The sequence below is a fragment of the Salinicola avicenniae genome (assembly GCF_023736115.1).
Lineage (GTDB): Bacteria > Pseudomonadota > Gammaproteobacteria > Pseudomonadales > Halomonadaceae > Salinicola > Salinicola avicenniae.
Genome location: NZ_JAKQZC010000002.1, coordinates 74,364 through 90,337 on the forward strand (window position 1 = coordinate 74,364; position 15,974 = coordinate 90,337).

11 protein-coding genes are annotated in these 15,974 nt (G+C 64.9%); 4 read left to right on the plus strand and 7 right to left on the minus strand.

The genetic code is table 11. From position 1 onward, the window contains the following. Positions 1-82: 82 nt before the first annotated feature. The 3 genes from MC381_RS03890 to MC381_RS03900 form a co-directional block, all read right to left on the minus strand. The gene (locus MC381_RS03890; protein ID WP_251976426.1) at positions 83-946 is read right to left on the minus strand and encodes a transglutaminase family protein; all 864 of its coding nucleotides are present in this window, start codon (positions 944-946) and stop codon (positions 83-85) included. Positions 947-1,004: 58 nt separating this feature from the next. Further along, entirely contained in the window at positions 1,005-3,536 is a 2,532-nt protein-coding gene (locus MC381_RS03895) for a circularly permuted type 2 ATP-grasp protein (RefSeq protein WP_251976427.1), read from the minus strand. Between the two features lie 222 nt (positions 3,537-3,758). After that, the gene (locus MC381_RS03900; RefSeq protein WP_251976428.1) at positions 3,759-7,112 is read right to left on the minus strand and encodes a transglutaminase family protein; all 3,354 of its coding nucleotides are present in this window, start codon (positions 7,110-7,112) and stop codon (positions 3,759-3,761) included. A 390-nt stretch (positions 7,113-7,502) separates the two neighbouring features. On the opposite strand from MC381_RS03900, the gene MC381_RS03905 reads away from it, so the two are divergent. Together MC381_RS03905 and MC381_RS03910 are read left to right on the plus strand one after the other, a co-directional pair. Then, entirely contained in the window at positions 7,503-8,957 is a 1,455-nt protein-coding gene (locus tag MC381_RS03905) for a circularly permuted type 2 ATP-grasp protein (RefSeq protein ID WP_251976429.1), read from the plus strand. A gap of 4 nt (positions 8,958-8,961) precedes the next feature. Continuing rightward, a complete protein-coding gene (locus tag MC381_RS03910) occupies positions 8,962-9,960 on the plus strand; it encodes an alpha-E domain-containing protein (RefSeq protein WP_251976430.1) in 999 nt (332 codons plus the stop codon). A 129-nt stretch (positions 9,961-10,089) separates the two neighbouring features. On the opposite strand, the gene MC381_RS03915 is transcribed toward MC381_RS03910, so the two are convergent. The 3 genes from MC381_RS03915 to MC381_RS03925 all read right to left on the minus strand — a co-directional run bounded on the left by MC381_RS03915 (position 10,090) and on the right by MC381_RS03925 (position 12,550). Next, positions 10,090-11,145, minus strand: a complete 1,056-nt coding sequence (locus tag MC381_RS03915; protein WP_251976431.1) for a zinc-binding metallopeptidase family protein — start codon at positions 11,143-11,145, stop codon at positions 10,090-10,092. 167 nt (positions 11,146-11,312) lie between these two features. Continuing rightward, positions 11,313-11,747, minus strand: a complete 435-nt coding sequence (locus MC381_RS03920) for a hypothetical protein (protein ID WP_251976432.1) — start codon at positions 11,745-11,747, stop codon at positions 11,313-11,315. Between the two features lie 197 nt (positions 11,748-11,944). Next, positions 11,945-12,550, minus strand: coding sequence for a Yip1 family protein (locus tag MC381_RS03925; protein ID WP_251976433.1), 606 nt, complete (start codon positions 12,548-12,550; stop codon positions 11,945-11,947). Between the two features lie 427 nt (positions 12,551-12,977). Here MC381_RS03925 and MC381_RS03930 point away from each other — a divergent pair, with 427 nt between their 5' ends. Further along, complete coding sequence (locus MC381_RS03930) at positions 12,978-14,687, plus strand: proline--tRNA ligase (protein ID WP_251976434.1); 1,710 nt, start codon at positions 12,978-12,980, stop codon at positions 14,685-14,687. 22 nt (positions 14,688-14,709) lie between these two features. Continuing rightward, positions 14,710-15,312: a transglycosylase SLT domain-containing protein gene (locus MC381_RS03935; protein ID WP_251976435.1), complete on the plus strand. Its 603-nt coding sequence runs from the start codon at positions 14,710-14,712 to the stop codon at positions 15,310-15,312. Between the two features lie 115 nt (positions 15,313-15,427). Here MC381_RS03935 and MC381_RS03940 read toward each other — a convergent pair whose 3' ends face one another. Further along, on the minus strand, positions 15,428-15,934 hold the full coding sequence (locus MC381_RS03940) for an FKBP-type peptidyl-prolyl cis-trans isomerase (RefSeq protein ID WP_251976912.1): 507 nt from the start codon (positions 15,932-15,934) through the stop codon (positions 15,428-15,430). Positions 15,935-15,974: the final 40 nt, after the last annotated feature.

Sequence of the window (15,974 nt, forward strand, 5' to 3'; positions counted from 1 at the left end):
ACTTAATTCATACCGATGTCTAATTGACTTAGTGGTACTGACGGCACGTCGTTCGCGCCAACGCGCTGTCGCGGTTACCCGGTTACGCCCCCAGCGGCTCGACGTCCACCGCCACGGCCAACTGATGCGACCCACCGCCGTTCATCACCCCCTTGAGCGGAGGCACATCACCGTAATCCCGCCCCCACCCCAACACCAGATGACGCTCGTCAGGCCACGTGCCGTTGGTCGGGTCCAGCTCCAGCCAGCCCCAGGTCGGCAGATAAACGCCCAGCCAGGCGTGCGAGGCATCGGCCCCCACCAGGCGCGGCTGCCCGGGAGGCGGCAACGTCTCCAGATAACCGCTGACATAGCGCGCCGCCAAGCCCAGAGAGCGCAGGCAGGCGATCATCAGATGAGCGAAATCCTGACACACGCCACGCCGGGCGTGCAGCACATCGAGTACCGGCGTCGCCAACGTGCTGAATTCCGGGTCGTAGGCGAACGTGTCGAAGAGGCGCTGGTTGAGGTCGTTAACGGCATCCAGCAGGCCGCGACCGACGGGGAAACTCGGCGTGGCGAAGCGTGCGAGCGCCGCATGGCGCGCCACGAAGGGGGAATCAAGCTGAAACTGGCGCAGCGCGGGCTTGCCACGCGCGTGACGCACCGCCTGCTGCCAGTCGCGGTTGGCGCTGGCAGGTGGCGAAGGACGCGGTCGGGTCTCGACTTCGGTCGACGCGGTCACCTGCAAGACCTGGTGCAGTTCCTGAACGGAAAAGAAGCTCACCTCGTTGCCGAAAAAGTCTCGACGCGACTGCAGCACGCTCGGATTCGGCGAGACCTCGAGCGCCGTCTCGCCAACTTCCTGCCACGCCAGTGGTCGGGGCGTCAATCGCGCCTCGTTATGGCACAGAGAGACCGGCGCAGCGTATTCGTAGCGCGTGGTGTGACAAACGCGATAGCGCATCGGCAGTCCTTATCCTCCCCGCTTGTCGACTATCTTCCTTCACTCTAGCCGCCCAAGACTAGGCGTCACCCTGGGCCTGCATGGGCACCAGCTGTCGCGGCACTTCGGCATGACTGAAATGACTGTTCTCGATCGCTTGGGAGAGTTCGGCAAGCGGGACTTCCAAGGCTTCCAGCAGCGCCGCCAGCGCCGCGCGCGCCGCCGGCTCCTCGACCTGAGCCAGGGCTTCCAGGTCCGCTAGATGCAGCGCTGCCCGGGCACGAATCAACAGGCGCGCCTCGCTGCTGCGGTATGGCGTATCGTTCGGCTGCGGCAGATGTTCGATCTGACGTTCCAGACGCTTGAACATGTAGCCGACCGAGCGCGGATTGCCCTCGTCGAACAGCAGCAGATCGAGGATCGCCGCCGGGTGCAGCTCACTGCGATAACGGCGACGGTAGGCCGTGGCATTGTCGCTGCTCGACAGCACCACCTCCCATAGCGCCTCACCGGCATGCGCGGCATCGAGCAGTGCAAAGCGCAGCAGCGCCAGCGTCGCCTGAGCCCGCTCGAGAAACCGCCCGATATCCATGAAGCGCCAACCGTAGTGATGTGGCATGGTCTCGTTGCAGAAACCGAAGAATGCTGCCAGTTGGGTCATCAGCGTATCGACCGCGCGTCGACCGCCGACCGGGCCGAGCTGCGACAGCCTTGCCGACTCCTGACGAAGCTGGTTGAACACGCGCCAGGCATCGTCCCCCAGATGGTCGCGCACCGCCCGACCGTTATTGATCATGCGGCCGATCAGGTCGGGCAATGCGTCCGGGTGGCCGTCCTGGAACAGGGTCATAAGCCGTTCGCGGTCGGCGGCGAAACGTGACGTGGCGCCAGTCTCGTCATCACGGTCGAGCCCCAGCAGCGGCAGCAGGTCGATGAGCGTTTCATCCGCGATCCCCTCCTGGTCCTGATCCATCAGCCGGTAGAGCGCTTCGCGCAACAGGCGCAGACGTCCGTCCAGACGCTCGCCGTAGCGCCCCATCCAGAGCAGGCTGTCAGCGACGCGGCTGGGCAGGTCCATGCCGTCACGAGTGACCACCAACGGCAGACGCGAGCGACGCAAGCGGCTGACATGCGGTTGCGGCGAATCCGCCATGACCCACAGATCCTTGACGCACTGGCTCGCCTGCATCGCCAACCCCGGCGCCCCCTGCCACGCCAACCCGCCCGGCATGGCCTCGTAGCCGTGAAAATTGCGCTCGTCGTCGAAACCCGCCTGGGTAAAGCAGCGCAGGTTATAGGTCGACGGCAGTAGCGTGGTGCAGTCGCGGTCCAGGAACGGGGCGCTGGCACCGGCCGGGACGCGCGACGCCACGTATCGGGCGGGCTCTGCCACCAGCGCCTGACGCAACCGCTCCCTGGCCTCGGTATCGAGCGTTCCCGGCCTGATGCACTGCAGATCCCCGTCGAGACGCTGGAAGACCAGCGATTCGAAGGCGCCCAGCGCCCAGGCCAGGCCATCACCACGCCCGCACCAGTGACGCTCGACCCCTTCGATCAACAGCGGCTCGCCGAGCAGGCGTTCGCACAGGTCCGGCAGAAAGGCCGCGATCAACGGATGTTCCAGCGCCCCGACCCCGGGCGGATTGGTGATGCCTACGCCACCACTGCGAATGGCCTGCAGCAGGCCCGGCACACCGATCAGCGAGTCACCGCGCAGCTCGAGCGGATCGCTCCAGGCATCGCCGATCTGGCGTAGCAGGACATCGACCGGCTTGAGCCCCCCGAGCGTGCGCATCCACACCCGCGAGTCGCGCACGACCAGATCGCCGCCCTCCACCAGGGCCAGATTGAGGTAGTTCGCGAGATAGGCGTGCTCGAAATAGCTCTCGTGATCGGCGCCAGGCGCCAGCAGCGCCAGCGACAGCTGATCGCGATTGAGGCGGGCCAGCGCGGCGAGCGACTGCTGCTGGCGGTCGAGAAACCCGGCGAGCCGCTTTAGCGGTGCGTTGCGATAGAGATCCGGCAGGGCCCGCGCCATGACAATACGATTTTCCAGGGCGAAGCCCATGCCTGCCGGGGCCTGCAGGTGATCGGCCAGGACACGCCAGCGACCTTCGGCATCCCGCGTCAGATCGATACCATGCAGCGAGATACCCGGATCGTCGGCGAGCAGCAGCCCATCGCACGCCAGGAGAAAATCGGGATTGGCGTAGAGCGCATCGGCGGGCAGCACGCCCTCGTCGATCATGCGCCGCGGACCATAGATATCCTTCAGCACCGCCGCCAGCAGGCGCGACCGCTGGCGAAGCCCCTGCTCGAGAAAGCGCCACTCCGAGGGCGTAATCAGCAAGGGCAGCGGATCGAGCCGCCACTGGCGCAGGCTGCCGCTCTCGTCGGCGGGCAGATTGAACGTGACCCCATTGTCGTGCAGCAGATGCTGGATCTCGTCGGCTCGCGACGACAGAGAGGCATGGCCTAGTGACTCCAGCGCCTTGAGCAACAGGCGCCAGTGCTGGCGTACCTCGCCCTGCCCATCCAGCAGCGCATCGTGTCCCCCCGCGGGGCGGTAGGCGTCAAGCCAGGGAGTGGAGAGCGTCTCGATCGCTGCCATGGCCGTATCGGTTTCACCTTGTCGAGGGCATACCTTGCCCGTGTCGAAGCCAGCTTCCCGGCTGGAGAGGCGTGTTCTTCCTGTCTATCGGCGCTCACGGCCAGACCTGCAACTGTCCGAGGATCGACGTTGGTCGGGCAAGCCCGGCGCACGCCGCGGCGATAATTGATATAGATGATAAGCGAGCGCGGTTCACTCACCTATCGCTTGCGCGATTCTTCCTCAATCGGACGGCGTCTCCCGCAGGTCGAGCGTACACGGGGTCTCTCGACTGAGCTTCAAAGGCGGTATCTCGCAGCGCCCCTGCGCATGGCCATGAGCCCAGAAGCGTGCCAGCCGCCGCCCTTCCGCTTCGTTGGCATTGACCGGAACATGCTCGTAGTGGTGCCCGGCGGGATGCGTGACGTGATAGGTACAGCCACCGATCGCACGATGATTCCACGTATCGATGATAGTGAACACCAGTGGCGCATGAACGGGAATCTGCGGATGTAGTGCCGAAGTTGGCTGCCAGGCCCGAAAGCGCACGCCGGCGACCGCCTCACCGTTGCGCTCCGTCGCCCGCAGGGGCACGCGCCGGCCATTGCAGGTAACGATGAAACGGTCGTCGCTCATACCCTCGACCCGAACCTGCAGGCGTTCGACGGAGGCATCGACGTATCGCGTGGTGCCCCCGCCGCCTGCCTCTTCGCCCAACACGGGCCAAGGCTCCAGTGCCTGGCGCAGTTCGAGGCCGATCCCCTGGTAGTCGACACGCCCTATCAACGGGCAGCGAAAGGTCAAAAACGCCGAGAACCACATCGGATCGAAGTCCAGGCCGTCCAAGGTCAACTCCTCGAGAACGGCCTCGAGATCGGCCCAGAGATAATGCGGCAGCATCCAACGATCGTGCAGTGCGCTGCCCCAACGCACCAGGCCGCCGTAGGCAGGTCGCTCCCAGAAGCGCGCGACCAGTGCCCGCACCAGCAAACCCTGCATCAGGCTCATCTGTGGATGCGGCGGCATTTCAAAACCACGCAGCTCGAGCAGCCCCAGTCTGCCGGTATCGCTATCGGGCGAGAACAGCTTGTCGATACAGAACTCGGCACGGTGCGTGTTGCCGGTCAGGTCGGTCAGGAGATGGCGAAAGAGACGATCTACCAGCCAGGGCGGTGCGTCCTCCTCGTCACGTAGCTGCGAGAAGGCGATCTCCAACTCGTGCAACGCTTCATGGCGCGCCTCGTCCACGCGCGGCGCCTGGCTGGTCGGACCGATGAACAGCCCTGAGAAAAGGTACGAGAGCGACGGATGGCGCTGCCAGTAGCTGACCAGGCTGGCCAGTAGCGTCGGGCGGCGCAGGAAGGGAGAATCCGCCGGCGTCGCGCCGCCGAGCACGACGTGATTGCCGCCGCCAGTGCCGATATGACGACCATCGAGCCGGAACTTCTCCGCGCCAAGGCGCGTTCGACGCGCCGCCTCGTAGACCGTCTCCGTCTGCGCGACCAGCGCCGGCCAGGTCGATGCCGGCATGATATTGACCTCGATCACGCCGGGGTCGGGGGTGACGAGAAACTGCGCCAGTCGCGAGTCCGCGGGGGGCGGATACCCCTCGATAACCACTGGCCTCTCGAGGCTTGCGGCGGTCAGCTCGATCGCCGCGATCAGTTCGAGATAGTGCTCCAACCATGTCAGCGGCGGCACGAAGACATGTAGCCGGCCATCGCGCGGCTCGACGCAGAGGCTGGTGGCAACGAGGTCGTCACGCGGGTCGTCCGCGGTGCGATCCCCCTGCCGGACCTCGGCCGCGAGGGCGTCGTAAGGCAGACTATCGGCGTTTTCCTGCCGGCCATCGATGACTGAATCGCGCGATATCCGACGCGTCGCGTGAAAGCGGCGAGTTACCGACTCATGCGGCTCGGTAAGCGTCTGGATCGGTGCCCACAGGGACCTTGGCTGCTCCGTATCCTCAAAGGCAGCGTGCGGCAAGGCACTCAGAGGTAGCCGTAACCCCATCGGCGAATCGCCAGGTACGAGACAGAGGGGCTCGCGACGCCGCGGCCAGTGACTGCTGCGCCAGCGCTGTTGGGCTGTGTCGTAGCGCAGGGGCAGCGCATAGCCGACCACCTCGTTCAGCCCCCGCGACAGCAGCGTGGCCAGCCGGTGGCGCTCCGCCCCACTGCCGAGGTCGTACGCCCGCAGGTCGATCTCCTCGGGCAACGTCTGCTCACGCCAGAGGTAATACAGGGCATCTTCGTAGCCGGGCAGCACATGCTCGGGATCAACGCCGAGATGCTCGGCCAACGTGATGGTGAAACGTCTCGCCTCCCTCGGGCCGGCGTCCGCGGCGGTCCCGACATCCGCCAGCCACCGTGGCTCTCGCCAGATCGGCTTGCCGTCATGGCGCCAGTAACAGGCCAGCGCCCAGCGCGGCATTGGCTCGCCGGCATACCACTTGCCCTGGCGATCATGCAGCAGGCCGCCGGGGGCGAAGGCATCCCGCAGGCGCGACATCAGCTCCCCCGCCAGCCCGCGCTTGGTCGGCCCCAGCGCCGCCGTGTTCCATTCGGGCGCCTGCGGGTCGCCGATCGCCACGAACGTCGGCTCGCCCCCCATGGTCAGGCGCACATCCCCCGCTGCCAGACGCGCATCGACCTGCCTGCCGAGTCGGTCGATCGCCTGCCACTGCGCATCCGTATAGGGGCGCGTGACGCGGGGCGTCTCGTCGAAACGGGTCAGCGTCATCGAAAAATCGAACGTGACGTCGCAGGGCTCGGAGGCGCCGACAATCGGCGACGCACTCGAGGGTTCCGGCGTTGCCGCCAGCGGAATATGGCCTTCGCCCGCCAGCAGCCCTGAGGTCGGGTCGAGACCAATCCAGCCCGCGCCGGGAATGAAAACCTCGGCCCAGGCGTGCAGGTCGGTAAAATCGCTGTCGGTACCGGACGGCCCCTCCAGCGCCGGGACATCGGCCTTCAACTGGATCAGATAGCCGGAGACGAAGCGTGCGGCCAGCCCCAGATGTCGCAGTATCTGAACCAGCAGCCAGGCGGAGTCTCGACACGACCCCTGACCTTGTTCGAGCGTCTCTTCGGGCGCCTGAACTCCCGGCTGCATTCGCACGAGATAAGAGATACCTGCCTGCAGTCGGCGATTGAGCGCCACCAGAAACTCGGTGATCGCCATGGAAGCTCGCGGCACCTCGGCCAACCATGCGCCCAGACGCGGGCCGGGCGGCTCGGTCTCGAGATAAGGCGCCAGTTCCTTGCGCAACGTCTGCGGATAGGCAAACGGAAAGTGGCTGGCCTCGCCTTCGACAAAGAAATCGAACGGATTGATCACGGTCATCGCCGCGATCACCTCGACCGCCACCTCGAGATGCGTCACCGGTTCGGGAAAGACCACGCGCGCCACATGGTTGCCGAAGGGGTCCTGCTGCCAGTGCAGCCAGTGCGGTTTGGCGGAGATCGCCAGCGAGTAGGCGTCGATCGGCGTACGGCAATGCGGCGCGGGATACAGTCGTACCAGATGCGGGGAGAGCCGTACCGGACGGTCAAATCGATAGGTCGTTCGGTGAGACAGCGCAACGCGTAGAGTCATGGCGATCTCTGCACAGTGGAGACAGGGCCCTGTACCGAGGCCGGATGATGCGAGGCCAGGTGTGAGCAATTTCACGCTAATAGCGTAGGTGACGAATATGGCAAGCGCCTGCCCGCCTCACTATGCTGAACAGGCGCGCCCTGCCTGGTATCGGTGACCGTTTGCCGATCTCGCCACGCCGAATGAGGCGATACCAGGCGTCGACCGCGCCGGTCAGCGACGCCACACCCGCTGCCACCACTGTCACCTCACTGTCGCGATGACGGTCTCTGTGGCAGTCGCGATGACGGTCGCTATACCCGTCGCTATAACAACAGCAGCGCCCTCTCGCCGATAGGCGAGGCCGAGCGCTGGCATCCGGCGCCCACTGCCGCTGACAGGAGTCTTCTCATGGGCAATGTGGATTGGAAGCAGTACCCGAGCCAGCAGTTCTACGACGAACTTCTCGATAGCCACGGTATCCCGCGCGAAGCGGCTCGCCCGCTCTGCGACATCCTCGCCGGCTTCACGCCCAGAGAGCTCAGTGAACGCAAGACTGCCGCCGAGATCGCCATCCGCACCATGGGGATCACGTTCACCGTCTACTCCGAAGGCAGCACCATCGACCGTGCCTGGCCCTTCGATATCGTGCCACGCATCATTCCCGCCGCCGAGTGGCGAGCCGTCGAGGCCGGGCTCAAGCAGCGCGTGGATGCACTGAACCTGTTCATTGATGACCTCTATCACGATCAGCGAGTGATCGCCGACGGCTTACTGCCGCGCGAGATTCTGGCGCAGTCAGTGAATTTCCGTCCCCAGTGCATGGGGATCGACCCGCCCCACGGCGTCTGGGCCCATATCTGCGGCTCCGATCTGGTCCGCGACGGCAATGGCACGATCTACGTGCTCGAGGACAACCTGCGCGTTCCCTCGGGCGTCTCCTACATGCTGGAAAACCGCAACGTCACCAAACGCGTGCTACCGGAACTGTTCGCGACCGGTCGCATCCTGCCGGTGGATGACTACCCCGCCCAGCTCTACGATATGCTGGCCAGCATGTCGCCAAGGCCCGGCGATGATCCGCAGATCGTGATTCTCACCCCGGGTATCTACAACTCCGCCTACTATGAACACGCCTATCTGGCCCAACAGATGGGCGTCGAGCTGGTGCAGGGCTCGGATCTGCTGGTCGACGATGACGATATCGTCTACATGCATACCGTCGATGGTCTGCAGCGGGTCGATGTCATCTATCGCCGGGTCGACGATCTGTTTCTGGACCCCGAAGCCTTTCGCCCCGATTCCATGCTCGGTACGCCCGGCCTGCTGCGTGCCTGGCGCGCAGGCAAGGTGGCGCTGGCCAACGCGCCGGGCGCCGGTGTCGCCGATGATAAGGTGGTCTACGCCTTCGTGCCGAAGTTGATTCGCTACTACCTCGATCAGGAAGCATTGCTGCCAAACGTACCCAGCTATCTCTGCATGTTCGACGACGATCGGCGCTACGTGCTTGACCATCTCGATGAGCTGGTAGTCAAGCCAGCCAACGAATCCGGCGGCTACGGCATGCTGATCGGGCCACGCGCCACCGCTGAGGAGCGACGCGAATTTGCCCGGCGTATCGAGGACGATCCGCGCAACTACATGGCCCAGCCGACGCTGGCGCTCTCCACCGCACCGACCCTGTTCGAGGGCGCGCCGGAACCGCGCCACGTCGACCTTCGACCGTTCATTCTCTCCGGACCTGAAACACACGTGACCATGGGCGGCCTGACCCGGGTCGCGCTGGTCAAGGACTCGCTGGTGGTCAACTCTTCTCAGGGCGGGGGAAGCAAGGACACCTGGATCGTCGAGACGGAGGGGGAATAACGCCATGCTGTCACGAGTTGCCGACAATCTTTACTGGATGGCACGCTACGTCGAGCGCGCCGAGGACACCGCGCGCCTCATCAGCGTCAACAGCAACCTGCTGCTGGATATGCCCGGGCGGGCAGCGCTGAGCTGGTCGACGTTGATCGATATCACAGGCAGCGGCGAAACGTTCGACGCACTCTTCGACGAGCGCAACGAGCGCAATGTCATCGACTTCCTGTGTCTTTCCCGCGAACACGACAGTTCGATCCTGTCGTCGCTGGCCAACGCGCGCGAGAACCTGCGCACCACCCGCGACGTGGTCCCCCGGGAGATCTGGGAGGAGATCAACCAGTGCTACCTCGAGATCAGCGAACAGGCCCAGAGCGGTCTCAAGCCGCGCACGCGCGACGGCTTCCTCAAGGGTGTCACCCGAGCCTGCCAGACCCTGACCGGTCTGATCGAGGGTACGCTGAGCCACACCGAAGCCCGGACCTTCCTGTCACTTGGGCGCCATCTGGAACGCGCCGACATGACCACCCGCATCCTCGATGTGCGCTCCGGCAACCTGCTGCCACGCAATCCCGAGGAACTAATCCCGTTCGAGCACCTGCAATGGATGAGCGTGCTGAAGTCGTTGACCGCCTACCAGATGTACCGCCAGCAAGTACGCCTGCGCGTTCGCGGTCCCGACGTACTGCGCTTCCTGCTGCAGGATCGCGCCCTACCTCGCTCGGTATTGCGCAGCCTGGAGGAGGTCAGCTGGGAACTGCAGTCACTGCCCAACCATGACCGGGCACTGGCTGTGGCGACCCTGGTTCGGGCCGAGGTCGCGGAAGCCGATGTCCAGGCGCTGGCTCGTGCGCCCGACGAACTGCACCAGTTGATCGATGCGTTTCAGATCGGCTTCAACAATCTGCACGAGGCGATCGCGACGGCCTATTTCGCGGTGCGTGAGCGCCCGCTCAAGGTAACGCAGACGCAGGAGCAGACGGCGCTCGTCGATGATGAAACGGACTGACCCTCGAGCTGGCGCGCCGCCGTCAACGATGGCCTGGGTCTTCGTCCCGGCCCCCGGCGGCGCCAAGTCCGAGGGTCGAGAGTTAACGGTTAACGGTCAGAAAGAACCGAGCACCAAGGACAAAGCGCGCTAGTCTCCTGACGCCACGCGGACATGGATGTAATCGAGCTTGTCGCGGATCGTCGGCGTGATGATATGGGGCACCACGTCCAGAAGCCCCATTTCGCGATTGAGTTCATTGAGCGTCAGCCCGACCTGCTGAAAGGCCAGGATCATCTCATCGATGCCACCGGCATGACGGGCCTGCTGCAGGCCGAGATGGTCGGCCGTGTCCAGCACCGCGACGATATCGAGATAGGCGGCGAAGGTTTCGGCAAAGTCTTCCCACGGATGCATGGTCGCGTAGGCCGAGACATGCGTATTCTCCCAGTTCAGCAACGGGCCCTGCGCATAGTAGCGCTCCAGCGCCTCGGCATAGGTGGGGGTCTCGTGATCGCCGAACAGCGCGCGAAAACCCGGCTCATCGTGGCCCTGAACCAGCCGTTCCCAATAGTAGTGGCCAATCTCATGGCGAAAGTGGCCGATCAGGGTGCGATGGGACTCGTTGAGATCGACCCTCAGGCGTTCTCGCTCGACCTCATCGGTTTCCACCAGGTTGATCGTGATATGCCCGCTGGCGTGGCCCGTATAGACTTTCTCGCCATCGCCTGTGGATCGCCACAGCCCCGCATCGGGCAGCGCATCGGCCATGAACGAGAAGGACAACGGCAGCGCCACGTCATCCTGCGGCGCCGGGTGCGCCAGCCCCACCAGATCCAGCGTGTAGAAAAGCCGCCGCTTGGCGGCCTCCAGGGCGGCCCAGCGCTCGCGGTGGCCATCGATGGAGAGATCGGGGATGACCACGTTGTGCCGACAGCAATCGCAGAGCCCACCGTGGTCGGCATGCGCCTGCGGCGTCTGCATCCGGTTGCAGACACTTTCGTGCGCGTAGTTGTGACACTTGACCAGCGCGGCACCGCAGCGTGGATTGGCGCAGCGATAGCCGACCTCGCGATCCGGCAGCATGGCATTGATCGACCGGCACACCGGGCACCAGCCAACGTCGGCCTGACAGACCAGACACCGCGTATTATCGAAAAAAAGCCGGCTGGGGGGCTGGCAGTGATGACACTCGAACGTGCGCATGACGACCTACCTCACTGGAGCAGAGGGCACCACTGACGCGCTCGCGACGGGCACCGGAGATCAGAGCATAGCAGAGCCAAGGAGCAGCGGTGTCATTGACGGGGATCGGGCGTCGTCAGCGTTCAGAATCGCCAACGCCGGATGGCAGGCTGGGGCATCGGACGCGGTCAGGAACCGCTATCGGCGGCATTCAGACGAGCAATGGCAAGACGGGCGTCTTCCACGGAATCGAGCTGCTCGACGCGGACCAGCTCGTGAGCGAGATCGACCTGATGCCCGCTATGGGTCGCGATCAGGTGGGCGAGACGCGCACTTTCCAAGCGGCCCTGAAACTCGACACGGTCGACGCTTGCCTGATGCGTGCCGGGCAGATAAATCGTGTTGTTGGAGAAATCCACCGCATAGGCGATGACCCCCGGTACGATGAACAGCAGAAGCCCCAGGCCGTCGGCAACCGCCACCCCCGGGTCAATACGCCCGGGCAGCTGGCCCTTGCGTTCGGGATAGAACAGCGTGCCACAGCCGCTGGTCGAGACCAGGAGCGAGGCGACGATCAGGGCCGATAGGCAGCGTCGGGCGGAAAGTCGAGCGGAAAAAGGCATCTAAGGACATTCCATGGCTTGTCGAACGCCACGTAACCTAATGCAAAGCGCCGGCCGCCGTCCAGATACATTGATTAGCGCGGCCCCGATGATGAGCGCAGACCCGCTCGAGAACGTGACAACGGCGATACGAAGACCATCGAAAGGCCCGCCACCGTCTGCGCGGTCGCGGGCCGGATCGAGCGTTGGCTTGCCCCCTAGACCAGCGAAGCGCCGTAGCCCCATAGCAGCACAGTGACCGCCAGCAGCGCCTCCAGAACCAATACACCGATCGCCAGCGCCGCACTCGAGGCGCGCATCCCTTCCTGGCGATCGATGCCGAGGAATCCCGGCAGGCCGGCGTAGACCAGATAAACCGTGTAACAAAGCCCGACGATGCCCGCGAGCAGGCAGAGCCAGACCAACGGGTACAGCGCCACGATGCCGCTCAGAAACATCGGTGTCGCCATGTAGCCGGCAAACACCACGCACCGGTTGAGCTCGGGCCGCGAATCGTAGCGCCGCGCCAACCAGTAGATCACGTTGCCCATCAGCCAGACGGCGCCGAGAATCAGCGCATAGAAGATGATACCGAGCAGCACGGCGGTGGAAGGTGCCACGCTGATGGTTCTCGCCAGCCCCTCTTCCGTGGTGCCGAAGTGCCAACCCACCAGCGTGGTACCGATGAAGGCGCAAACCACCGGGATGGCCGCCAATATCAGGACGTGGGAACCATAGAGATGAGTGACGGTTTCGTTCTCGCCGCGAATCTGCTGCCATTCGCGGTCGGGATGCGTTAACAACCCCCAGACGTGGTTGATCATGACACACCTCCCCGCCGCCGCGGGCCGCCAACGACGGTTGTCGATGGTCTGCAACGCCGGCTCGGCGTAATGCCAGTACCGGTTGCGGCCCTGGACGCGACGCGCCCTGACTTCACTATAGAAAAGATTGCGACTCGTGAAAGCCGGACAGCGCCATGCAAGGCCCCATGGCGGTAAGACTATGGTAGGGTCCGCCGCTCGGGCGGAGCTTGTCGAGAGAGCGGGCTCATCAATCCGGCGAGGCCAGCGCGCAGGTCCTGACGGTCACCTGGCGCCAACCCCGGCGTACAGGTTTTTACCGCCCGCCCCTCCCCGTCGGCGGCTGCCATCTCTATACTGGCGGGCCTACGAAACCTTGCCGGCGAGGCCATGCCGGGCGATATGCCGCGCACTGCCTCACGCCGCTGAATACAGGACAGAACATCCCATGCGTGCCAGCCAACTTCAGATCTCGACCCTCAAGGAAACGCCGGCGGACGCGGAGATCGTCAGCCACCAGCTGATGCTGCGCGCCGGCATGATCCGTCGCTTGACCTCGGGACTCTACACCTGGCTGCCGGTGGGGCTGCGCACCCTGCGCAAGGTCGAGCGGATCGTGCGCGAGGAGATGGATCGCGCCCATGCCCAGGAAGTGCTGATGCCTGCCGTCCAGCCCGCCGAACTGTGGCAGGAATCCGGTCGCTGGGACGAATATGGCCCGGAGCTGCTGCGCCTCAAGGATCGCCATCAGCGCGACTACTGCGTCGGCCCGACTCACGAAGAAGTGATCACCGATCTGGTTCGTCGTGAAATCAGCAGTTACAAGCAACTGCCGACCAACTTCTATCAGATCCAGACCAAGTTCCGCGACGAGATCCGCCCCCGCTTCGGCGTCATGCGTTCGCGCGAGTTCATCATGAAGGACGCCTACTCGTTCGACAGTGACGAAGCCGGGCTCAAGGCCTCCTATCAGGTGATGTACGACGCCTACATGCGGATTTTCGAGCGTCTCGGTCTGGACTTCCGTGCCGTGCTCGCCGACAACGGCTCGATCGGCGGCACTGGCTCGCACGAATTCCACGTATTGGCCGATTCCGGCGAAGACGCGGTCGTCTTTTCCACCGGCTCCGACTATGCGGCCAATATCGAGAAAGCCGAGGCGCTGCCGCCGACCGGCGCCGAGCGAGCCGCGCCGCAGGAGACCATGCGCCAGGTGCCCACGCCGGGCGTGAAGACCATCGCCGCCCTGGTCGAAGGCTTCGGTCTGCCGATCGAAAAGACCGTCAAGACGCTGATCGTCCACGGCAACGAAGGCGGCCTGGTGGCTTTGATGGTGCGCGGCGATCATCAATTGAACGAGATCAAGGCGGAGCACCTCGACGCTGTCGCCTCGCCGCTGACCATGGCCGGGGAAGACGAGATCCGTGCCGCCATCGGCGCCGGCCCCGGCTCGCTTGGCCCGGTCAACCTGCCGCTGCCGCTGATCATCGACCGCAGCGTTGCCCTGATGAGCGACTTCGGCGCCGGCGCCAACGTCGACGACCAGCACCTGTTCGGGATCAACTGGGAACGCGACCTGCCGCTGCCCGACGTGGCGGATATCCGCAACGTGGTCGAGGGCGATCCCTCGCCGGACGGCCAGGGCACGCTCTCGATCACCCGCGGGATCGAAGTCGGCCATGTCTTCCAGCTCGGTCAGAAATATTCCAAGGCGATGAATGCCACCGTCCTCGACGACAACGGCAAGCCGGCGACCCTCTACATGGGCTGCTACGGCATCGGGATCACCCGCGTGGTGGCCGCCGCGATCGAGCAGAACCATGACGCCGGGGGCATCATCTGGCCCGACGCGCTGGCGCCGTTCCGGCTGGCGATCGTACCGATGAATGCCCACAAGTCGGAGCGTGTACGCGAGACCGCCGAGCGCCTCTATCGCGAGCTAAGCGATGCCGGCATCGACGTGCTGCTGGACGATCGAGATCTGCGTCCGGGCGTGAAATTCGCCGACCAGGAGCTGATGGGCATTCCGCATCGGCTGGTGATCGGCGACCGCGGTCTCGACAATGGCGAGCTGGAGTACAAGGGTCGCCGCGATAGCGAGGTCACCATGGTCGCGATCGACGAGCTGCAAGCCTTCCTGGATGCTCGCTTCGACTGATGATGCCCCGCGTGGACTGATAATGGCGCGCGTGACGGAGCGGATAGCGCTCGCCCTCGTCGTCGCGTGGCTGTCGGGCTCGGCGCTGGCTGGGCCCGAGGGCGCCCAGCAGGCCCCGTCGCCAGCGCTGCTGGCAACGTTGGCCCGTGCCATGGCATCGCCCGACGCCGCCGGCGACACTTTCGACGGTCAGGTTTGGCTGCTCGATATGCAGTCGCGGCTGGCCAGGCGCTCCCCCCAAGCCTTTCCTTCCCGTGAGTCACGCCTCACGCTGCTCGAACGCATCCACGCCGAGGCGCAGCGTGCGGGCCTGCCCGCGGAGCTGGTGCTGGCCTTGATCGACGTCGAAAGCCGCTTCCGGCCGGACGCGATCTCCTCGGCCGGCGCACGCGGCCTGATGCAGGTGATGCCGTTCTGGAAGGCGGAGATCGGCCGGCCACAGGACGACCTCTACGATACCGTCACTAACCTGCGCTACGGCTGCACCATCCTCGCCCACTATCTAACACGCGAGAACGGCGACTGGACCCGGGCGCTGGCGCGCTACAACGGCAGCCTGGGCGCAACCAGTTATCCAGAACGGGTGATGGCAGCGTGGTCAGGACGTTGGTGGGTTCGTCATTGAGACACGAGGTGAACGGGCGATGATAGCCTTTTCCTCTCGGCAATCGCTCTCCTTGTCACCGCGATAACCGGGCTTTCCCCACACCGGTGACGGATCGAAACGCCCGTTACCGGCGCTACTGCTTGCGGTCTTCGACCTCGGTGTGCGACGTGCCGGGCGGTAACGGATGCCCCTTGGCCAGTTCGGCACGGGTCGCCTCACGCACCGCTAGAATGGCCAGTTCGTAGGTCAACGTCTCGCCCGCCAGCGGGTGATTCGCGTCGACGGTCACCTGGCGGTCACCGACGGCGACGAGCGTAACCGTCCGCGGCCCTTCCGGCCCCTGCGCCTGGAATCGCTGCCCAGGCGTCAGGGGCGCGGCCTCGGGAAATGCCGAGCGCGGCGACTCGCTGACCAGCGCTTCGTCGCGTTCGCCGTAGGCCTCTGCCGGCGACAGCGTGACGGCTAGCGTATCGCCCGCCTCGCGCTCGGCCATGGCCGACTCCAGCGCGGTGAAGAGATTGCCGTGACCATGCAGGTATTCGAGAGGTTGCTGCCGGGCACGCGAGTCGTCCAGCGTCCGCCCCTCGGCATTCTGAAGCCGGTAGTGCAGCGTGGCGACGCGGGCCGGCTTGATGGCGATTTGGCTCATGTAGCGCTCCCGTCTGACGTAAAAACTGAAT